At 66.8% G+C, this 18,723-nt stretch carries 22 protein-coding genes and 1 riboswitch; of the genes, 7 read left to right on the top strand and 15 right to left on the bottom strand.

Translation table 11 applies throughout. The features are described from left to right. The 3 genes from dprA to AC5Y42_RS07270 are packed head-to-tail and all read right to left on the bottom strand — an operon-like array spanning position 1 to position 3,016. Positions 1 to 1,140, bottom strand: a complete 1,140-nt coding sequence (gene dprA / locus AC5Y42_RS07280) for a DNA-processing protein DprA (protein WP_499896939.1) — start codon at positions 1,138 to 1,140, stop codon at positions 1 to 3. Then, a complete protein-coding gene (locus tag AC5Y42_RS07275) occupies positions 1,137 to 2,648 on the bottom strand; it encodes a YifB family Mg chelatase-like AAA ATPase (protein ID WP_499896937.1) in 1,512 nt (503 codons plus the stop codon). The genes dprA and AC5Y42_RS07275 overlap by 4 nt, the downstream gene beginning before the upstream one ends. Beyond that, positions 2,648 to 3,016 (bottom strand): YraN family protein, encoded by a 369-nt coding sequence (locus AC5Y42_RS07270; protein WP_499896936.1) that lies wholly within the window; start codon positions 3,014 to 3,016, stop codon positions 2,648 to 2,650. The genes AC5Y42_RS07275 and AC5Y42_RS07270 overlap by 1 nt, the downstream gene beginning before the upstream one ends. 120 nt (positions 3,017 to 3,136) lie before the next feature. Beyond that, a riboswitch (Fluoride riboswitch) is annotated at positions 3,137 to 3,198 on the top strand. 198 nt (positions 3,199 to 3,396) lie between these two features. Between AC5Y42_RS07270 and AC5Y42_RS07265 the strand changes: the two genes are divergently transcribed. The 4 genes from AC5Y42_RS07265 (at position 3,397) to AC5Y42_RS07250 (ending at position 6,919) form a co-directional block, all read left to right on the top strand. Beyond that, a complete protein-coding gene (locus AC5Y42_RS07265; RefSeq protein WP_499896935.1) occupies positions 3,397 to 3,696 on the top strand; it encodes a PE family protein in 300 nt (99 codons plus the stop codon). A 12-nt stretch (positions 3,697 to 3,708) separates the two neighbouring features. Next, complete coding sequence (locus tag AC5Y42_RS07260; protein ID WP_499896933.1) at positions 3,709 to 4,848, top strand: PPE family protein; 1,140 nt, start codon at positions 3,709 to 3,711, stop codon at positions 4,846 to 4,848. Positions 4,849 to 4,892: 44 nt separating this feature from the next. Further along, positions 4,893 to 6,029 carry a PPE family protein gene (locus AC5Y42_RS07255; RefSeq protein WP_499896932.1) on the top strand — a complete coding sequence of 379 codons (1,137 nt, stop codon included), beginning with the start codon at positions 4,893 to 4,895 and terminating at the stop codon, positions 6,027 to 6,029. Positions 6,030 to 6,154: 125 nt separating this feature from the next. Continuing rightward, entirely contained in the window at positions 6,155 to 6,919 is a 765-nt protein-coding gene (locus AC5Y42_RS07250) for a GAF and ANTAR domain-containing protein (protein ID WP_499896930.1), read from the top strand. 7 nt (positions 6,920 to 6,926) lie between these two features. On the opposite strand, the gene AC5Y42_RS07245 is transcribed toward AC5Y42_RS07250, so the two are convergent. From AC5Y42_RS07245 to rplS, 4 genes are all read right to left on the bottom strand, one after another. Next, a complete protein-coding gene (locus AC5Y42_RS07245) occupies positions 6,927 to 7,232 on the bottom strand; it encodes a DUF2469 domain-containing protein (protein ID WP_012393608.1) in 306 nt (101 codons plus the stop codon). Between the two features lie 76 nt (positions 7,233 to 7,308). After that, complete coding sequence (locus AC5Y42_RS07240; protein WP_499896929.1) at positions 7,309 to 8,037, bottom strand: ribonuclease HII; 729 nt, start codon at positions 8,035 to 8,037, stop codon at positions 7,309 to 7,311. 2 nt (positions 8,038 to 8,039) lie between these two features. Beyond that, positions 8,040 to 8,885 carry a signal peptidase I gene (gene lepB / locus AC5Y42_RS07235; protein WP_499896927.1) on the bottom strand — a complete coding sequence of 282 codons (846 nt, stop codon included), beginning with the start codon at positions 8,883 to 8,885 and terminating at the stop codon, positions 8,040 to 8,042. Between the two features lie 70 nt (positions 8,886 to 8,955). Continuing rightward, a complete protein-coding gene (rplS, locus tag AC5Y42_RS07230) occupies positions 8,956 to 9,297 on the bottom strand; it encodes a 50S ribosomal protein L19 (RefSeq protein ID WP_499896925.1) in 342 nt (113 codons plus the stop codon). 332 nt (positions 9,298 to 9,629) lie between these two features. Between rplS and AC5Y42_RS07225 the strand changes: the two genes are divergently transcribed. After that, the gene (locus AC5Y42_RS07225) at positions 9,630 to 10,550 is read left to right on the top strand and encodes a serine hydrolase (RefSeq protein ID WP_499896924.1); all 921 of its coding nucleotides are present in this window, start codon (positions 9,630 to 9,632) and stop codon (positions 10,548 to 10,550) included. A gap of 20 nt (positions 10,551 to 10,570) precedes the next feature. On the opposite strand, the gene trmD is transcribed toward AC5Y42_RS07225, so the two are convergent. The 5 genes from trmD to AC5Y42_RS07200 all read right to left on the bottom strand — a co-directional run bounded on the left by trmD (position 10,571) and on the right by AC5Y42_RS07200 (position 13,123). Beyond that, positions 10,571 to 11,248, bottom strand: a complete 678-nt coding sequence (trmD, locus tag AC5Y42_RS07220) for a tRNA (guanosine(37)-N1)-methyltransferase TrmD (protein ID WP_499896922.1) — start codon at positions 11,246 to 11,248, stop codon at positions 10,571 to 10,573. A gap of 13 nt (positions 11,249 to 11,261) precedes the next feature. Then, a complete protein-coding gene (rimM, locus tag AC5Y42_RS07215; RefSeq protein ID WP_499896921.1) occupies positions 11,262 to 11,783 on the bottom strand; it encodes a ribosome maturation factor RimM in 522 nt (173 codons plus the stop codon). Between the two features lie 5 nt (positions 11,784 to 11,788). Beyond that, on the bottom strand, positions 11,789 to 12,031 hold the full coding sequence (locus tag AC5Y42_RS07210) for an RNA-binding protein (protein ID WP_065015852.1): 243 nt from the start codon (positions 12,029 to 12,031) through the stop codon (positions 11,789 to 11,791). A gap of 2 nt (positions 12,032 to 12,033) precedes the next feature. Further along, positions 12,034 to 12,519 carry a 30S ribosomal protein S16 gene (rpsP, locus tag AC5Y42_RS07205; RefSeq protein ID WP_499896920.1) on the bottom strand — a complete coding sequence of 162 codons (486 nt, stop codon included), beginning with the start codon at positions 12,517 to 12,519 and terminating at the stop codon, positions 12,034 to 12,036. A 184-nt stretch (positions 12,520 to 12,703) separates the two neighbouring features. Then, positions 12,704 to 13,123 carry a nuclear transport factor 2 family protein gene (locus AC5Y42_RS07200; RefSeq protein ID WP_499896919.1) on the bottom strand — a complete coding sequence of 140 codons (420 nt, stop codon included), beginning with the start codon at positions 13,121 to 13,123 and terminating at the stop codon, positions 12,704 to 12,706. Between the two features lie 20 nt (positions 13,124 to 13,143). Here AC5Y42_RS07200 and AC5Y42_RS07195 point away from each other — a divergent pair, with 20 nt between their 5' ends. Next, positions 13,144 to 14,007 carry a D-alanyl-D-alanine carboxypeptidase family protein gene (locus tag AC5Y42_RS07195; protein WP_499896918.1) on the top strand — a complete coding sequence of 288 codons (864 nt, stop codon included), beginning with the start codon at positions 13,144 to 13,146 and terminating at the stop codon, positions 14,005 to 14,007. A gap of 212 nt (positions 14,008 to 14,219) precedes the next feature. Then, a complete protein-coding gene (locus AC5Y42_RS07190; protein WP_499896916.1) occupies positions 14,220 to 14,618 on the top strand; it encodes an STAS domain-containing protein in 399 nt (132 codons plus the stop codon). A gap of 8 nt (positions 14,619 to 14,626) precedes the next feature. On the opposite strand, the gene AC5Y42_RS07185 is transcribed toward AC5Y42_RS07190, so the two are convergent. Genes AC5Y42_RS07185 through AC5Y42_RS07175 form a run of 3 tightly spaced genes read right to left on the bottom strand, consistent with a single transcriptional unit; the run spans position 14,627 to position 18,712 of the window. After that, entirely contained in the window at positions 14,627 to 15,235 is a 609-nt protein-coding gene (locus AC5Y42_RS07185) for a TetR/AcrR family transcriptional regulator (RefSeq protein ID WP_499896915.1), read from the bottom strand. Position 15,236: 1 nt separating this feature from the next. After that, positions 15,237 to 17,051: an N-acyl-D-amino-acid deacylase family protein gene (locus AC5Y42_RS07180; RefSeq protein ID WP_499896913.1), complete on the bottom strand. Its 1,815-nt coding sequence runs from the start codon at positions 17,049 to 17,051 to the stop codon at positions 15,237 to 15,239. Between the two features lie 38 nt (positions 17,052 to 17,089). Beyond that, a complete protein-coding gene (locus AC5Y42_RS07175; protein WP_499896911.1) occupies positions 17,090 to 18,712 on the bottom strand; it encodes a serine/threonine-protein kinase in 1,623 nt (540 codons plus the stop codon). Positions 18,713 to 18,723 lie beyond the last annotated feature (11 nt).

The raw sequence follows: 18,723 nt of genomic DNA, 5'->3' as shown, positions 1-18,723 counted from the left end.
CTATACGAGCCGCGCCGCCTGACGGACGATGCGCCATCGGCCTTCGCGGCGCTCGGCCAGCCCGGCCAGCTCCAAGATCGCCAACGGGCCCAGCGCCCGCGCGGGCGCCAGGCCCGCGGTGACTGCGATCTCGTCGATCGTGGCGGCGCCGCGACCCGGCAGCGCTTCATACACGTGGCGTTCGATGTCGCTGAGGCCGTCCAGCGCTGTGGTCGGCCGGGTCTGCTCGGATGCCAATTCGCCGATGCGGCCCACCAACTCGACGACGTCGGCTGCACGGGTGACCACTTCGGCGCCGTCGCGCAGCAGGACATGGCAACCCGCCGATACCGAGGAGGTCACCGGCCCGGGTACCGCGCCAACTACCCGACCCAGCGACCTGGCCCACGCGGCGGTGCTCGCTGCGCCGCTGCGTAAACCGGCCTCCACCACGACGGCTGCGTTCGCGAAAGCTGCCACCAGACGGTTGCGGGTCAAAAACCGGTGCCGCGCAGGCCGCACGCTTGGTGGATATTCGGTGACCAGCAACCCGTGTCTGCTGATGCGATGCAGCAGTCCGGAATGCCCTGCCGGATAAGGGATATCGATGCCCCCGGCAAGGACTGCGACCGTGACGCCATCTGCGGCCAGCGCGGCCCGGTGCGCCGCGCCGTCGATCCCGTAGGCAGCGCCCGATACCACCGCCACGTCGCGGTCGGCCAGTCCTGCTGCCAGATCAGCCGCCACGTACTCGCCGTATGTGGTGGACGCACGAGTGCCGACGACGGCAGCCGCGCGCTGCGCGACCTGGTCCAGCCGCTGTGGCCCGACCACCCACAACACCATCGGCGCTCTGCCCTGCGGTTTGGCCGCCGCGGCCGCGCCACTGAATGCGGCGAACGCCAGCACCGGCCACTCGTCGTCGGCGGGTGTGAGCAGTCGCCCGCCACGGCGGGCGAGCAGTTCGAGATCCTCGGCAGCCCGGTCGATTTCGCGCCTGGCTTCAGTGAACCGCGCCAACGTGTCGTCGACTTGCCCACGTCGAACCCGTTCGGCGGCCTCCTGCGGCCCCACACGTTCGACCAGCCCGGCCAGTTCGGTGCACGGTGGGTCGACAACGCGCGACAGGTATGCCCAAGCCCGCAGCGTCGGATCGCTCATCGCGACACTCCGGCTTGGCGGAAGCTCAGCGCGGCGGCCACCTCGTCGAGCCCCGGAGATGCATGGCCGGCCAAATCAGCCAGTGTCCACGCGACGCGCAAGGTGCGGTCGACGCCACGGACACTCAGCAGTCCGCGATCCAGGGCGGCGCGCAGCGGCTCCATCGCGGTGGTGCCGAGCCGGAACCGCCGCCGCAGCAACGGTCCGCTGACTTCGGCGTTGCTGTGAAAGCCGTGTGCCCGCCAGCGCTCAGCCGCCGCACCGCGGGCCACCGCTACCCGGTTGCGGACCTGCGCCGTCGACTCGGCCTGCGTCGTCGAGAACGCCGCGGTGCGCACGGAATGCATCTCGACCCGCAGGTCGACGCGATCCAGCAGCGGCCCGGACAGCCGGCCCAGGTAGCGGCGTTTGGCCGCCGCCGCGCAGATGCAATCCTGCGGGTCCGTCGGCGCACACGGGCAGGGGTTGGCCGCCAGCACCAGCTGGAACCGGGCCGGGTAGCGCGCCACGCCGTCGCGGCGGGCAAGCCGAATCTCGCCGTCCTCCAACGGCGTTCGCAGCGCCTCCAGTGCGCTGACACCGATCTCCGCACACTCGTCGAGAAACAGCACCCCGCGGTGTGCGCGGCTGATAGCACCGGGCCGGGCCAGGCCCGATCCCCCACCGACGAGCGCAGCGACGCTGGAACTGTGATGCGGCGCCACAAACGGTGGCCTGGTGATCAGCGGTGTGGCATCCGAGAGCAGGCCGGCCACCGAGTGGATTGCGGTGACCTCCAGCGACTCGCTGTCTGACAGTGTGGGCAACAGACCCGGAAGACGTTGAGCCAGCATTGTTTTTCCGACGCCGGGCGGCCCGGTGAGCATGAGATGATGTGCACCGGCTGCGGCCACCTCGACGGCGAAGCGCGCTTGGGACTGTCCCACCACATCGGCCAGATCCGCCGACGGTTCCGGCACCGGGAGTGCGCCGCTGATCCGCTCGTCCAGCCGCGCCGATCCCCCGAGCCAGGCTTGCAACTGACCCAGAGTGCGCAGGCCCCACACCTCGATACCGTCGACCAAGCTGGCCTCGGCCAAGTTCTCCGTGGGCACTACAACGGTTCGCCAGCCGTCGCGTTTCGCCGCCAGCACGGCCGGCAGTACTCCGCGCACCGGCCGCACCCGGCCGTCCAACGCCAGCTCGCCCAGCAGGACCACCGTCTCCAGCCGCTGCCAAGGTGTTTGGCGCTGCGCCGACAGCACCGCCGCCGCCAACGCGATGTCATAGACCGAACCCATTTTCGGCAGGGTGGCCGGTGACAACGCCAGCGTGAGACGTGCCTGCGGCCAACTGTTGCCACAGTTGGTGATCGCTGCCCGGACTCGGTCGCGCGACTCCTGTAGGGCCGCGTCGGGGAGGCCGACGAGGTGCACCCCCGGCAAGCCCGAGCTGATGTCGGCTTCGATCTCCACGATCTCGCCGTCTAACCCGCGCACCGCGACCGAGAACGCACGGCCCAGCGCCATCAGCCGACTCCTTGCAGGTGGGTGATCTCCGGGGTACGCCGGCGACCGATCCGCACTCCGATCACGTCGATGCGGATCGCCGCCCAGCTGCGGCCCTGACCGGCCAGCCAGATTGCGGCCAGCCGCCGCAGCCGGCGCACTTTTTGCTCGGTCACCGCATAGGCCAAGCCGCCGAAACCGTCACCCGTGCGGGTTTTGACCTCGACGAAGACCACCGCACGCGCGGCCGGGTCAGCGGCGATCACATCCAGCTCGCCGTAGCGGCAGCGCCAGTTTCGGACCAGGATCTCTAATCCCAAACCAATCAAGTGGTCGACGGCCAGCTGTTCGCCGAGAGCTCCCAACTGGGTCCGCGTCAACGTCGTCATACGGCCACCCTGCGTGACGGCACCGACACCGCGGAGCGCCCACCGCGCTTCCGCGGCCAGTTATCCCCAGTTGGCTGTCGATCCACAATTGATTGCGCGCCTGGTTGAACGCGGCGTAGCATCCCGCTAGGCGATGAAGCTCGCCTTAACCGCCGCACCTGGCTGATGGCTTCTACCCGTGAGTGAGTCGGGGTGGAAGGCGGGTAGCGGCGAATGGCACGACATTCCAGCATCTTTTTTAGGCGTCCTACGCCGCTGCGGAATGGCGGCCTGACTATTTCCTCGAAATTCCCTGTGGTGCATTGCCTCCCAGTTCGTGCACCCCCGGAAGCTTTCTCGGCACCGCCGCAACGACCAACGTCATCCAGAAAGGAATAGTCATGTCTTTCGTTACCGCGCAACCGGAAATGCTTACCGCAGCAGCAAGCAGCCTACAGGGGATCGGCTCAGCAATGACCGCTCAGAACGCCGCCGCGGCCGCTCCGACCACCGGAGTGATTCCCGCTGCCGCAGATGAAGTTTCGGCGCTGACCGCAGCGCAGTTCGCCGCGCACGCCCAGCTGTATCAAGCGGTCAGTGCCCAATCCTCGGCCATTCACGAGATGTTCGTCACCGCCTTGGGCACCAGCGCCGGCTCCTATGCGGCTACCGAGGCCGCCAACGTCATCGCAACCGGCTGAGCTGGCGGGCTCGTGTTCGATTTCGGGGCCTTACCACCGGAGATCAACTCAGCCAGAATGTATTTCGGCCCGGGCGCAGGCCCGATGCTGGCCGCCGCGGCGGCTTGGGATGCGCTGGCCGTAGAGCTGTCTGCGACCGCGGCCGGATACGGTTCCATCGTCTCCGAATTGAGTAGTGGCGGGTGGCTGGGACCGGCGTCGTTGTCGATGGCCGCCGCGGCGGCACCGCATGTGGCGTGGCTGCACAGCACCGCGGCTCTGGCCGAGCAGACCGCCATCCAGGCGAAGGAGGCAGCAGCCGCCTACGAACTGGCGTTCGCGATGACCGTTCCACCGCCGGTGATTGCCGCCAACCGCAGCTTGCTGATGGCTCTGGTTGCGACGAATTTCTTCGGGCAGAACACGCCGGCGATCGCGGCGACCGAAGCGCATTACGCCGAGATGTGGACCCAAGACGCGGCCGCCATGTATGGCTACGCCGGGTCCTCGGCGGCGGCGATTCGGTTGACCTCATTCGTCTCCCCGCGACCCACTACCGATCCGACCGGGCTAGCGGCCCAATCCGGTGCGGTCGTCAACGCCGTCAGCAATGCCGTCGCGGCGCAGCCGACGACAGTGCCGCAGCTGATGTCCGCTACGCCCGCCACGCTGCAGCAACTCGCCGCACCCGCTGCTTCGCTGTCGCCCTCGTCGGCACTCAGCACCGGTCTTTCGGTCACCAAGATCATGAACACGGTGTTCTCGACGAGCAACGCCGCAAACACCGGGCGCAGCATCGTGATCCAAGATGAGCGGCTCGCGTTCCAAGAGGCCCGGGACGCGGAAAAATCTGCCCTGTCTGGTGGCCGCCTTGTCTCGACCGCTCCTGTGAGAGGACTCGGCCCGCCCGTATCAGCGGGGATAGGCCGGGCCAGCGCCGTCGGGTCGTTGTCAGTGCCGTCCAATTGGACTATGGCCGCGCCAGAGATCCGAACGGTCGCACTGACCATGCCGGAGTCCGTCGGCGCAACGCCGGCAACGGCCACGAATATGCCGCCCGTTCCTGGAAATGCGTTCAGCCAATCCGTCTTGGGGACGCTGTCTCGATCCGGGTTCGACGGTCCCCGCGCGAAAAGTAAACCGGTGATCGTCCGCTCGCCGGCCGCCGGATGACGACGACACCACTAATAACATCCGATTGAGAAAGGTTTGCAGACATGGACTTTGGAGCATTGCCCCCAGAAATCAACTCTTCCAGAATTTATGCCGGTCCCGGTTCGTCCCCAATGTTGGCCGCGGCCTCCGCATGGAGCCAGCTGGCCCACGAACTGAATGCGTCGGCCGCCGGTTACGGGTCAGTGATCACCGGCCTGACAACCAGCGGCTGGCAGGGCCCGTCGTCGATGATGATGGCGAATGCGATTGCGCCTTACGTGGCGTGGATGCACAGCACCGCGGCTCAGGCCGAGCAGACCGCGTTACAGGCCACGACCGCCGCAGGCGCCTACCAAACCGCCTTCGCAATGACGGTGCCCCCGCCGCTGGTCGAAGCCAATCGCACGCAACTGCAGTCGCTGGTGGCGAGCAACTTTTTCGGTCAGAACAGCCCGGCGATCGCGGCAACCGAAGCCCAGTACGACGGAATGTGGGCTCAAGACGCCGCCGCGATGTACGGCTACGCCGCTTCATCAGGCACCGCATCGAGGCTCACACCGTTTATCAACCCGCCACGGACCACGGACCCCGCCGGGGTGGCCGCACAAACCGCTGCGGCCGCGCATTCGGCCGGCAGCCCAGCGCAGTCGGTCGCACAACTACCCACGACGCTGCAGCAACCTGCGGCGCCCGCGCCTACTCCGTTGCTGACTCCGACCGACGTCTTCAACGACACCGTGAGTTCGACGAGCGGCGCCGCGTCCATTACCAGTGCATCCTTTTCTGGATCGTCGATAGGCGTGACGAACCACGCAGTGGCGATCAATGCCGAACGCGACGCCACGCAAGGAATAGGACCATTCCTGGGAGGGCCGGCCGGGCCGCTGACACTGGCATCGTCTGCCGGACCGGCGAATGTTGGTGCGCCGACCGTGTCGGCGGTGACGGGGCGGGCCAGCCTGGTCGGCACTTTGTCGGTCCCGCAAACCTGGGCCGCCACGGCCACCCCGACGGTTAGCCCCGCGGCACTAACCTTGCCGAGCACCAGCGCCGCAGCCGTTCCGGCGGCCTCCGGTGTCATGTCTCCCGGCATGTTCGGTGAAGCCCTGCTGGGTACGCTGGCAGGACGTGGTGTCAGTAACGTCGCTGCGAAGCTGCGTACGAAGAGCGTCATACCCCGCTCGCCGGCCGCCGGCTGACATCACCGTTGTCGACTGATCCAGCCAGCCGGGCCGACGCCCGGTATACCGTGGTTTCCGGCCGATCAGGCGACGGACGACGTGCGAGTTCCTCAACGGGGGCAGCACCTGAAATGAGGAAGAACGTGGCAGAAGAGGCCAATAGCAACTCCGAGGCAATATCGCAGCCGGTCAAAGCCGACCCCGCGACGGTGTTCGCCGCGCTGGCCGAAATCATCTACCAAGGCTCGGACCCCGGCGAGGTGTATGCGGCTATCTGCATCGCGGCCACCCTGATCGTGTCCGGCTGCGACCACGCCAGCCTGCTGGTGCGCCGCGGCGATCGCTACGTGACTGTCGGCGCCAGCGACCAGGTCGCGCAGCACATCGACGACCTGGAACGCGCAGTCGGCGAAGGGCCGTGCCTCGACGCGATCGAGGAGGAGACTCCGCAGATCGAAACCGACCTGGCCACACCGTGCCAATGGCCCAAACTGGCCGCCCGCCTACTCGACGAGACGCCGGTCCGCGCAGCGATGGGCTTTCGAATCCTGGTCGATCGCCGCAAGTCCGGCGCGCTGAACCTGTTCAGTGACACTCCCAACGGCTTCAACACCCAGTCCGCCGGTCAGGCGATCGTGCTGGCGTCCTTCGCCAGTGTGGCGATCAACGCCATCGCCGCAGGCGAGGACGTCACCACCCTGCGGCGGGGGCTACTGAGCAACCGGGAGATCGGCAAGGCGGTGGGCATGTTGATGCTGCTGCACGGGGTTTCCGAGGACGAGGCGTTCGATGTGCTGCGGCGCTACTCGCAGGACCTGAACATCAAACTGGCCGACGTGGCACGAACGGTCATCGAGCATCGCGGCAACCCGGCCTTCAGCGACGACCAGCCGTCGCTGGAGAGCTGACCTGCGGCTACTCGGGCAAGCGCAACTCGGGCTTTTCCACCTCTTCGATATTGACGTCCTTGAAGGTGACCACCCGCACCTGCTTGACGAACCGCGCCGGCCGGTACATGTCCCAGACCCACGCGTCGGCCAACCGCAGCTCGAAGTACACCTCGCCGTCGGCGTTGCGTGGCACCATCTCGACGCTGTTGGCCAGGTAGAACCGCCGCTCGGTTTCCACGACGTAGCTGAACTGGCCCACGATGTCTTTGTATTCGCGGTACAGCGAGAGCTCCATCTCGGTTTCGTACTTTTCGAGATCTTCGGCACTCATCTGCTCGGTCGTCCTTTTACTCGGCTCGATGTGATGACCCGGCTTTCCCGGGCCGTTTGGATGGACCGCATCGTCGTCAGGCTAGCCCCATCGCCGGGCCCGGCTGGTCCGGATCGCCGGGCCGGCACTCGGCCACTACCCGGGTACCCGATCCGGTCGCCACCCGGCGGACGTTGATGAACGAATAACGGTGCTCGGCACAGGGACCAAGCTCGGTCAACGCCGCGGAGTGGGCCGGCGTGCTGTAGCCCTTGTGCTCGGCGAAGCCGTAGCCGGGATGCTCGGCATCCATCGCCACCATCAACCGGTCCCGGCTGACCTTGGCCAGCACACTGGCAGCAGCAATGCAGGCGGCCGCCGCATCGCCACCGACGACCGGCAGCGACGGCACCGGCAGTCCCGGCACCCGGAAGCCATCGGACAGCACATACCCCGGGCGCACCGGCAGGCCGGCCACCGCGCGTCGCATGCCCTCGATGTTGGCCGCGTGCACTCCGCGCCGGTCCACCTCGGTGGACGGGATGAACACCACGTGGTAAGCCAGCGCGTAACGGCGAATCAGCGGATACAGCTTCTCCCGCGCTTTTTCGGTGAGCTTTTTCGAATCATCAAGCAGAGCAAGGCTTTCCAGCCGGCCGGCACCCAACACACACGCCGCGACGACCAGCGGGCCCGCGCAGGCTCCGCGACCGACCTCGTCGACCCCGACCACCGGTCCCAAACCGTTGCGGTACAGAGCGGACTCCAAGGTGCGCAAGCCCGAGGATTTGCGGATCACCGTCCGCGGCGGCCAGGTGGTGGCCATGGCTACTGGCTCTGCTGTGGATTGACCGAACGCACACCACCCCAGCGCGACGGTGGCCACACGATGAACCTGGCCTTGCCGATCACATTGGCCACCGGCACCGTGCCAGACACCGGATCGCCAGTGCACAGCAGGCCCTTCATCGCATCGGCCGGGGTGCTGGTGCAATGGGCGCGGGAGTCCGCCGAGTGGGTGCGGTTATCGCCCATCACCCACAACCGGCCCTGCGGGACGGTGACCGGCCCGAACTCGTTGCCCAGGCATGGGTACACCGCGGGGTCGGTCATCAGCGTGGCCGGATCCAGATACGGTTCGGTCAACCGCGCGCCGTCGACCGTCAACCCGCCCTCGTTGCGGCACTGCACGGTCTGGCCGCCCACCGCGATGACTCGTTTGACCAGGTCGTTCTCGTCGGGCGGCACGAATCCGACGAACGACAACCCGTCTTGCAGCCAACGCACCACGGTGTTGTGTGAGCGGATCGACTTGTAGCCGAGGTTCCACGAGGGCGGTCCCTTGAACACGACGACGTCGCCGGGTTGCGGCGATCCGAAGTGGTAGCTGACCTTGTCGACCATGATGCGGTCGCCGACACAGCCCGAGCACCCGTGCAGCGTGGGTTCCATCGATTCCGACGGAATGAGGTAGGGCCGCGCCACGAACGTCAACATGACGTAGTACAGAATCACCGCGATCGCCGCGAGGATCGCGACCTCGCGCAGCGCCGCCCGCTTATTGCCTTTCGGCTCGTCGGCAATGTTCGCGTCGGGCTCTCGGGTGGCGATGTTGGGCTCCGCCGGACCGGAATCGGGTTCGCGCTCGGATGACGAGTCCGTGGTTTCGGTCACCAGATCAGCGTAGCCAGGGCGGTTCGCGCCGCCGTCAGCCGCATCCGCCCGACGTCGAAGGGGCCGCGATTCAGCGCTTTTCCTTGATCTTGGCCTTCTTGCCGCGAAGCTCCCGCAGGTAGTACAGCTTGGCCCGACGGACATCGCCGCGGGTCACGACCTCGATGTGGTCGATGTTGGGCGAGTGCACCGGAAAAGTCCGTTCCACGCCGACGCCGTAGCTTTCCTTGCGCACCGTGAACGTCTCGCGGACACCGCCGCCCTGGCGGCGGATCACCGCACCCTTGAACACCTGGATGCGCTCCTTGGCGCCCTCGATCACCTTGACGTGCACGTTGACCGTGTCGCCGGCGCTGAAGGCCGGGATGTCGTCGCGCAGCGACGCGTTGTCGACGAAGTCCAGCGTGTTCATTTCCGAAGACACTTCCTTGCGGTTCGCGGCTGGGGTTTCTGCCCGCGCCGGCGGCGCATGGGCGGTCAACCGAGCCGATGGATTCGGGCATCTTGACGCATCTCGCAGCAGGCGGAAGCAGCCCGGCCGCCCGGCAACCGCTGGAGACAACTGGTCAATTGTGCCAGATGGCGCGCACGCAGTGAAATCAGGCAAAATCACCGCTCAGGCCTGCCATCCGAAAGGGTGGCCGGGTGGTACACATTAAGGGGCCTGACCACCGCGTCCGACAGCCGGGCGGCTGGTGGCAACCCCCAGTTCAGGTGTTTCTTGCAACTCTTTCGAGGAGACGCATGCGAGCGCGGGCCCCGATGCTGCTCATCGCCGCGGCAGCGGCGCTGACGGTGTTGGTGGCCGGCTGCGAAGCCAAGGTGTACGGCGCATCCACCGCCAGGCCGGCGGAACCCCGGACGAGCCGGGTAGCCCCGCTGGTGGCTGCGCTGATCCCGCCCGAGTCGGCGTTCGTCGAGTTCGGCGCGGCGCTGGGCGGGCTGCAAAGGCGCATCCAGCAGGCCACCGACGAGGCCGCCGCGGACGGCGCGACGATCTCGGTGGCGCTCTTCGACCGCAACACCAGCCGGATGTTCTCCAATGGCAGGGACAAGCTGATCGGCATCGCGTCGGTGGCCAAACTGTTCATCGCCGACGATCTGCTGCTGGCCGAATCCCAGGGCAGGATCCGGCTGTCGCCGGCGGACCGACAAGCGCTCGACATCATGCTGCGATCTTCGGACGACAACGCTGCTGAGAATTTCTGGAATCAGCGCGGCGGCCAGGCGATCATCGCCGAGGTCGCCGAGCGGTATGGGTTGACCGCCACGACACCACCGGGCGACGGGCGCTGGTGGGACACCATGAGTTCGGCATCCGATCTGATCCGCTACTACGACATGCTGCTCAGTGGGTCCGGCGGCCTGCCGACGGACCAGGCCGACATCATCGTGCAGAATCTGACCCGGTCCACCCCGATCGGCATCGACGGCTACCCGCAGCGGTTCGGCATCCCGGACGGCTTGTACGCCGAACCGGTTGCCGTCAAACAGGGATGGATGTGCTGCATCGGCAGCGATTGGATGCACTTGTCGACCGGCGTTATCGGCGCGGATCGGCGCTACATCATGGTGATCGAGTCGCTGCAGCCGTCCGATGAGGCCACCGCGCGGGCCACGATCACCCAAGCGGTCAAGACGATGTTCCCGACCGGCCGGATCTGAGCCCCATCGGCGCGGCACCCCTATTGCAGTAAGTCCGGCCGACGCTCCCGGGTGCGCTGCAGTGCGGCCGCCCGCCGCCATTCGGCGATGCGCGCGTGGTCGCCGGACAGCAGCACCTCGGGCACGTCGAGTTCGCGCCAGCTGGGCGGCCTGGTATACGACGGGCCCTCCAGCAGGCCACCGGCATGCGAATCGTCTTGAACCGACTGCGGATTGCCGATGACATCCGGCAGTAGCCGGATGACCGCCTCGATCATCACCAGCGCCGCAGATTCCCCTCCGGGCAACACATAGTCGCCGATCGAAACTTCTTCCACCCGCATCCGTCGAGCGGCGTCGTCGATGACACGTTGGTCGATGCCCTCATAGCGTCCGCACGCGAACACCAGATGCGCCTCGCTGCTCCACCGTTGGGCGGTCTCCTGCCGGTAAGGCGTGCCGGCCGGCGTCGGGACGACGAGAAGGGTGTCCTCCGAACAGATTTCGTCCAGCGCTTCGCCCCAGACCGGCGCTCGCATCACCATTCCCGGACCGCCGCCGTAGGGCGTGTCGTCCACCGAACGGTGTACGTCATGGGTCCAGCGTCGCAAGTCGTGCACCCCGAGCTGCACCTGACCCGATTCGATTGCCTTGCCCGGCAACGATTGTCGTAGCGGGTCCAAGTAGCTTGGGAAGATCGTCACGACGTCGATTTTCATGTCGATGTGCCCCTCACTGCCCCAAGTCCAGCAGTCCGTCGGGCGGATCGATCTCGATGGTGTGAGAGTCCAGCGACACCGAGGTGACGATCGCGCCGACGAACGGCACCAGCAGCTCGGCCGCGTCGTCGCGGCGGACCGCCAGCAACTCACCGGCGGCGGTGTGCAGTACCTCGGTGACGCTGCCGATGTCCTGTCCGGTGATCGTGCGCACCGCAAGACCTTCCAGCTGGTGGTCGTAGTAGGTATCCGGCTCGTCGATGGGCGGCAGGTCCTGCGAGTCGACGAGGAACTGGGTGCCGCGCAGCGCATCGGCGGAGTCGCGGTCGCCGACTCCAACCAACCGAACCAGCAGCCGTCCGCCGTGCGCACGGGCGGTGTCGACGACATAGCTGCGCTCTCCGCCGTCGGATCCCTTGGCGCGCAAGACCGTTCCCGGCGCAAACCGGGTCTCGGGATCGTCGGTGCGGACCTCGACGACGACCTCGCCGGTGATGCCGTGCGCTTTAGCCACCCGCCCGACCAGCAGCTCCATCGGGGCTACTGGTCGGTGTCCACCACGTCGACGCGGATCCCACGACCGCCGATCCCGGCCACCAGCGTGCGCAACGCAGTCGCGGTGCGCCCGCCGCGGCCGATCACCTTGCCGAGATCGTCGGGATGAACGTGCACTTCCACGGTCCTGCCACGCCGGTTGGTGACCATGTCGACCCGAACATCGTCGGGGTTGTCGACGATCCCGCGGACCAGATGTTCGACGGCGTCAACGACGACGGTGGCCATGATCAGCTTTCGGCGGCCGGCTCGGCCTGCTCGGCCTGCTCGGCGGCCGGCTCGGATTCGTCGGCTTTATCGGCCGGTTTATCGGCGGCCTTCTTGGCCGGAGCCTTCTTCTTCTTGGGCGTTGCGGCCTCGGTGCTCGGCGCACCCTCGGCGGCAGCCAGCGCGGCGTTGAACAGCTCCAGCTTGCTTGGCTTGGCTTCGGCGACCTTCAACCGGCCCTCGGCGCCGGGCAGCCCTTTGAACTTCTGCCAGTCACCGGTGATCTTCAGCAGCTTGAGCACGGGTTCGGTGGGCTGAGCACCGACCGAGAGCCAGTACTGGGCGCGCTCGGAGTCGATCTCGATGAGGCTCGGCTCTTCCTTGGGGTGATAACGGCCGATGACCTCGATGGCACGGCCGTCGCGACGGGTGCGCGCGTCGGCGACCGAGATGCGGTACTGGGGATTGCGGATCTTGCCAAGCCGGGTGAGCTTGATCTTCACAGCCATGGTTAGCGACTTCTCCTATGCGTGTCACGCTGCAATTCAGCGATCCGGGCAGGATGCCGGGATCCGGTTTTGCCTCGCGTGTGCAGCCGCTCATTGTGCCAGAACGCCGCCCTTTGGCGCGAACAGACGCAGAGTCGCATGTCCAAGGGCGGAATCGTGCGATTCTGCGTCTGCTCGGCGGAGGTCAGGGGCGCCGGTCGAAGCACTTGGTCTCGACACGCCGACTCATCCGCCAGCCATCGGAGGTGCGGACGAACTCGTCGTCGTACCACAGGCCCAGCAGCATGGTGCTGGGCGTCTCTCCGCCGAACACCATCGGGTTGAAGCAGAAGGTCCGCGCGCTCGCGGAGTCACCGTCGACCCGGATCGACGGCAAACCCAGCATGTGGGCGTAGTTGGCGAAATTGGGCAGCACCTCCGCCAGCCAGGCCTTCACCTGCGGGTACTGCCCGTCGATGCCGCCCATTGCCCGGTAGTCGATGTAGGCGTCCGGAATGAATACCGCATCCAGGTCATCGAAGCGGCGCAGATCGATCGCCGTGGAGTAGTCCACCAGCAGCTGCTGGATTTCCCAGCGGTCGGAGATCTCGTCCTGACTCACCATGGCGGTTAGGCTAATCGCCCATGCGGAGGCTCTTTGCCGCGGTGGCGGCTCTTCTGGCGATCAGCTGCGCGACGGCCCGCGCCGATACCAGCGTGCAGCCCGTCGGCTCGGTGCCCATCCCGGACGGCCCGGCACAGACGTGGATCGTCGCCGACCTGGATTCCGGCCGGGTGCTGGCCGGTCGCGACGAGAACGTCGGGCACCCGCCGGCCAGCACCATCAAAGTGCTGCTGGCGTTGGCCGCCCTCGACGAGCTGAGCCTGGATTCCACCGTGGCCGCCGACGAGTCCGACACCCACGTCGAGTGCAACTGCGTCGGCGTCAAGGCCGGCCGCACCTACACGGCACGCCAGTTGCTGGACGGTCTGCTGCTGGTGTCGGGCAATGACGCCGCGAACACGCTGGCGCGGATGCTGGGCGGTCAACAGACCGCGGTGGCCAAGATGAACGCCAAGGCTGGCGCCCTGGGCGCGACCAGCACCCACGCGGCCACCCCGTCCGGACTCGACGGGCCCGGCGGTTCAGGCGCTTCGACCGCGCACGACCTGGCGGTCATCTTCCGCGCGGCGCTGGCCAACCCGGTGTTCGCGCAGATCACGGCCCAGCCCTCCGCGATGTTCCCCGGTGATAATGGCGAACACCAGATCGTCAACCAGGACGAGTTGCTTTACCGGTATCCGGGCGCGATCGGCGGCAAGACCGGCTTCACCGACGCCGCCCGCAAGACGTTCGTCGGCGCCGCGGCGCGCGACGGCCGCCGGTTGGTGATCGCGATGATGTACGGACTGGTCCGCGACGGCGGCCCGTCCTACTGGGATCAGGCCGCCAGCCTGCTCGACTGGGGCTTCGCGCTGGGCCCCCAGTCGGGCATCGGCGCCCTCTGAGTGCAGCGACGCTCCCAAACCCATCCCCTCCCCTGTGGATTGCAGCTTTGTGGGCTAGTCTTCTGATGCCGTGGCATCCTGTTGTCCGCGAGTCGGGTGTGCGGCGTGCGCTGGCAGCCGTCGGCGCTGGTTATCGGGTTGAGGCCACAGCCCACGGCCGAACATGCCGGCGCCGCGAGCATGCCGCGCAGACGCGTGCAAGGAACGAGGAAATGATGGCCGAACACCAGCAGGCTCCACCGGGTTCCACACCACAGCCCGGCAAGAATGACTTCAACGTCGACGAGCACTGGGTTGATCAGCTGGCGGTGGTCGCGGTGAGTGGCAGCGTGGACATGCTCAGCGCCCCCTGGTTGACCGAGGCGCTCGATGCCGCAATGGCGAAAAGCCCGGCCGGTTTGGTTGTCGACCTCTCCCGGGTGGAGTTCCTCGGGTCGGCGGGGATCAGTGTCATCATCACCGCCCACGAAAACATCGGTGACACGGACCGTTTCGCCGTCGTCGCCGACGGGCCGGCCACCCATCGGCCGCTCACCCTGCTGGGCCTCAACGAGATCATGTCGCTGTGCCGCACCCTGGACGATGCGCTGGGCAGGCTTTCCGGGATATAGCCGGGGCCTTAGCCCGCTGGGGCGTCGGCGACGTACATTCCGCTCAACAGTGACGCCAAGAGCGCGATCCGCTGAGCTTCGATTTCGGGTTGCGGCAACACCGCCCGCACCAAAGCGGCCCCGTCGAACGTATTGGTCAGCACCGCCACCAGCGCGGGGAAGACATCTTCGGGGATGCTGTCGGCGCCGGGCAGCGCCTTCGCCGCGTCGTGGATCTTGGCGCCGTACTGTGCCAGAACGTTTTGCAACGTGGCTTTGAGTTTTTCGTCGGTGCGTGCGGCAACCATGAGTTCGTACATCACGGTATTCGTCGAATTTGCCGTGAGATCGCGCAGGATCGCCAGCGCAGCCTCCAGAACCGGCTTGTCGGACGGTATTTCGGCGACCTTTTTGCTGAACTCGTCGAGTTGGCGGCGCATCACTTCGTAGGCGGTGGCCGCCATGAAATCACCCATGGTGTCGAAGTGCCGAAACAGTGCGCCCACAGACACGTTGGCGCGCTTGGTGATCACCGCGGCCGAGGCGCGGGCGTAGCCGACTTCGGTGATCGTCGCAATGCTGGCGTCGAGCAGGCGCGAAACGGTCTCCTCGCGGCGCTGCTGCTGGGTTCGGGCCATCTCACGCCTGCTGTAGTTGACGGGTGCCCGCACGCAGGAAACGGCCGGACTTCACCGTCGTGCCGTAGCCGTCGCGGAAGCGGCCGTTGCGGAACACAATCTCACCGCCGACCGCGGTAGCGACGACGGCGGCGTCATTGCGATTCACCATCCGGCTCAGATCGCCGTAGAACGGCACCTTCTCCTCGTAGTAGCCGTCCACCGCATCGTCGAGACCGGCCGGATCGATCACCGCGAAGTCGGCACGGTCACCGTGCCGCAGCGTGCCGGCATCCAGACCGAACCAGTCGGCCACCTCGGAGGTCAGCCGGTGCACGGCATGTTCGAGGGTGAGGAACGGCGCCCCCGCCTGCGTGGCATCCAGCGTGCGTTTGAGCAGTCGCACACCGTAGTTGTAGAACGCCATGTTGCGAAGATGCGCGCCGGCATCGGAAAACCCCATGTGGATGCTGGGGTCTGCGGCCAGCTTGTTGAGCTGCTTGGGCCGGTGGTTGGCGACAATGGTGGTCCACCGGACATTGCGCTCACCGTTATCGACGAGTACGTCCAGGAATGCATCGAGCGGGTGCAGCCCGCGCTCGTCGGCGATCTGCCCGAAGCTCTTGCCGATCAACGCCTTGTCGGGGCATTCGACGATCACGGCGTCGTGAAAGTCGCGGTGCCACAACGTCGGCCCGAGCTTACGGCGGTCGAATTCGCGGCGGAAGTTGCGACGGTATGCGGTGTCCTTCAGCAGCGTATTGCGCTCCAGTTGATCGCGAAGATGCAGCGCCGCGGTGCCCGCCCCGAACTCTTCGAAGACGGGAAGATCGATGCCGTCGGAATACAGCTCGAACGGCACCGGAAGGTGTTGAAACCGCACACTGGCACCGAGAACTGTGTTGAGTAGCCGGATGATCGGCCCGAAGACAGTGGCCGCTCCCGGCATCGACTTCGCGTCGGTCGACACCAGCAAGCTCATCCGAACTCCCTTGCGGCGTCCGAACAATCCGCTGCTGGACAAAAAGAACAGCAGCCCCGAGAGCGGATTGGCAACGTCGGGAGCGCTCTGCAAAATCCGACCACGCTTGCGCAGCACATTGATCAGCTTTCGGCGCTCCCGCCAGGTCGCGAACGTCGACGGCAGCGCCCGCGATCGGTAGCGATCACCGTCGAGCTTGTCGATGGCCGCGTCCATCCCGGACATGCCGAGCAGGCCGGCGTCCAGCGCCTCATCCAGCATGGCCGCCATCCGGTCGAGTTCGGCGTCGGTCGGCCTGGTGGTGTCGTCGGTGGCGCGGTCCAGCCCCAGCACCGCCGTCCGCAGATCCGAATGCCCCAGCAGCGAGCCCACATTCGGCCCCAGCGGCAGCGCATCGAGTGCCCGGACATAGTCGGCGGGCCCGGACCAGGTCTTGTTGTCTTCCAGCGCACCGAGCACAAATTCGTGGGGCACCGCCTCGACCCGGGCGAACAAGTCGGCGGCATCAGCGGAGTCGGCGTAGACCGTCGACAGCGAGCAGTTCCCCAACAGCACCGTGGTGACACCGTGTCGCACCGATTCCCGCAATCCGGGATCCAGTAGTACCTCGGCGTCGTAGTGCGTGTGCACATCGATGAAGCCGGGGACGACCCATTTGCCCGCGGCGTCGATCACCTCGGGGCAGCCGGTCTCGTCGAGCGCGCCCGCCGAAGTCGTCGCCACGACGCCGTCGCGAATGCCCAGCGTGCGGATCTGTGGTGGGTTACCGGCGCCGTCGAACCACAAGCCGTCGCGCACGATCACGTCGTAAGTCATTGCGCCGCTCCTCCTCATCACTTTCGCCCACGCTAACATAGATAGTAAGCGCTCACAATCTTTTGACGCTCGGAGGTTCAGCGGCCCGGCGTAGGTGGGGTTTGGCTGGACGCCGTGGGTTGACTCGGGGTGCTCGGCGCCGGAGACTCCGCGACCGGTGGCACACCGGGCACCGTGACCCCGGGCGCCACCGGCCCCAGCCGTCCGGCCACCGCCGGAATCACGATCCGGCCGCCCTGCTGGCCGCACTCATCGGTTTGGACCGTCACCGTCATCACGCCGCGCAACGGGCCGTGACTCTGCGGCTCAAGTGACAACACCTGGGTCATGGTCTGCTTATCCGCCGCTCCGTTGGGTCCTACGCAGGGGAACTGCAGAGTTTCCGGGCGTGACTGCCAGGCGCCGTCGTGGAAATCGAAGACAAGTGGCCGAAGCCCGGCTGTTCGGTGTGGGTTCTGGTGGTCCTGGTCGTCGAGCTGGATCCCGGTGGCAACACAACCAGTCGACGTGCACGACGAGTGAAACGCCCACCATGTCGTGACGTTGGGCGGTTGCGGATCAGGAAGATCGTTGAATGTCTGCTGGGCGCGGTTGACGTCTACTTGGTAGGTGCCATTGAGCTGTTGGCTCGCCGGAGGTAGCGCGGGGGCGCTGCTCGTCGGGAGGGCCGCCGGAGCCTGAGGCATCGAGGGGCCGTCCGCCTGTGCGGGCGACGCGTCGTGCTTTCGGCCGATCATGATGCCGGCCAGCAGACCGGTGAGTAAGAGCAGCAGCGCCGCCCCGGCCGCGGACCCCAGCAAAGTCCAGCGCCGTGTGCGCTTCGCCGGTACCGGCGCTGTGGCAGCGGCTGTTTCGGGCTCCGGGTCGTCCGGATAGTCAACGACGCCGAAAACCGCTTCCGGGCTGCGATCGCCCATCCACCCGCCGGCCCGCTCGGACAGGGCCGCGGCGAACTCGCTGCAGCGTCCGAACCGGTCGGCGGGATTGTTGGCCATGGCGGTGGCCAATACCTCGTCGAGCCGCGCCAGCTCGGGTCGCCGGTCGCTGAGCTTCGGTGGCGCGAAGCCGGAATGCTGCGGCGGCCCACCGGTGAACAGGTGATAAGCGGTGGCCGCCAAGCCGTACTGATCGGCGCGCCCATCGATGGACCCACCGGTCAACTGTTCCGGCGCGGCATAGGCGGCCGTTTCACGCTGCTGACCCGAATATCGGGCTAGTCCGAAGTCGGTCAACAGGATCCGTTGTTCACCCTCCTGCGGGTCGGTAAGCAAGATGTTGGTGGGTTTGACGCCGCGGTGCAGGATCCCCCGTCGGTGGGCGTAGTCGAGCGCGCCGGCCGCGGCTGCGACGACGACAAGGGCTTCACCGGTCGGCATGCCGGCCGGGTAGCGGTCGGCGACGAGTTGGGCCGCGGTGATCCCGTTGACGTAATCCATCGCGACCCACAGGTGGCCGTCGGATTCACCGCGGTCGGCCACCTCGACGATGTTCGGGTGATACAGCGTCGTCACCGCCCACGTCTCGGCGGTGAACCTCCGGCGTAAACCGTCGTCGGCTGACGCTGCGACAGGCAGCACCTTCAAGGCGAACTCACGCGGCAGGGTGGAGTGCCGAGCCAGGTAGACCTCGCCCATCCCGCCGAAGCCCAGGAATTTCTCGATGGTGTATCCAGCAAACGTCGCGCCGGCGGCCAACGACATCCTTCGATGCT

Source organism: Mycobacterium sp. NGS48, from assembly GCF_059812585.1.
Note: the sequence above shows the minus strand (reverse complement) of the source record. Positions and strands in the feature narration are given on the sequence as shown.

Bases quoted from the DNA above. Each gene is read 5' to 3' on its own strand.
- dprA (WP_499896939.1), bottom strand. From the start codon at position 1,140: ATGAGCGATCCGACGCTGCGGGCTTGGGCATACCTGTCGCGCGTTGTC.
- AC5Y42_RS07275 (WP_499896937.1), bottom strand. From the start codon at position 2,648: ATGGCGCTGGGCCGTGCGTTCTCGGTCGCGGTGCGCGGGTTAGACGGC.
- AC5Y42_RS07270 (WP_499896936.1), bottom strand. From the start codon at position 3,016: ATGACGACGTTGACGCGGACCCAGTTGGGAGCTCTCGGCGAACAGCTG.
- AC5Y42_RS07265 (WP_499896935.1), top strand. From the start codon at position 3,397: ATGTCTTTCGTTACCGCGCAACCGGAAATGCTTACCGCAGCAGCAAGC.
- AC5Y42_RS07255 (WP_499896932.1), top strand. From the start codon at position 4,893: ATGGACTTTGGAGCATTGCCCCCAGAAATCAACTCTTCCAGAATTTAT.
- AC5Y42_RS07245 (WP_012393608.1), bottom strand. From the start codon at position 7,232: ATGAGTGCCGAAGATCTCGAAAAGTACGAAACCGAGATGGAGCTCTCG.
- AC5Y42_RS07240 (WP_499896929.1), bottom strand. From the start codon at position 8,037: ATGGCCACCACCTGGCCGCCGCGGACGGTGATCCGCAAATCCTCGGGC.
- rplS (WP_499896925.1), bottom strand. From the start codon at position 9,297: ATGAACACGCTGGACTTCGTCGACAACGCGTCGCTGCGCGACGACATC.
- AC5Y42_RS07225 (WP_499896924.1), top strand. From the start codon at position 9,630: ATGCGAGCGCGGGCCCCGATGCTGCTCATCGCCGCGGCAGCGGCGCTG.
- trmD (WP_499896922.1), bottom strand. From the start codon at position 11,248: ATGAAAATCGACGTCGTGACGATCTTCCCAAGCTACTTGGACCCGCTA.
- rimM (WP_499896921.1), bottom strand. From the start codon at position 11,783: ATGGAGCTGCTGGTCGGGCGGGTGGCTAAAGCGCACGGCATCACCGGC.
- AC5Y42_RS07210 (WP_065015852.1), bottom strand. From the start codon at position 12,031: ATGGCCACCGTCGTCGTTGACGCCGTCGAACATCTGGTCCGCGGGATC.
- rpsP (WP_499896920.1), bottom strand. From the start codon at position 12,519: ATGGCTGTGAAGATCAAGCTCACCCGGCTTGGCAAGATCCGCAATCCC.
- AC5Y42_RS07200 (WP_499896919.1), bottom strand. From the start codon at position 13,123: ATGGTGAGTCAGGACGAGATCTCCGACCGCTGGGAAATCCAGCAGCTG.
- AC5Y42_RS07195 (WP_499896918.1), top strand. From the start codon at position 13,144: ATGCGGAGGCTCTTTGCCGCGGTGGCGGCTCTTCTGGCGATCAGCTGC.
- AC5Y42_RS07190 (WP_499896916.1), top strand. From the start codon at position 14,220: ATGATGGCCGAACACCAGCAGGCTCCACCGGGTTCCACACCACAGCCC.
- AC5Y42_RS07185 (WP_499896915.1), bottom strand. From the start codon at position 15,235: ATGGCCCGAACCCAGCAGCAGCGCCGCGAGGAGACCGTTTCGCGCCTG.
- AC5Y42_RS07180 (WP_499896913.1), bottom strand. From the start codon at position 17,051: ATGTTAGCGTGGGCGAAAGTGATGAGGAGGAGCGGCGCAATGACTTAC.
- AC5Y42_RS07175 (WP_499896911.1), bottom strand. From the start codon at position 18,712: ATGTCGTTGGCCGCCGGCGCGACGTTTGCTGGATACACCATCGAGAAA.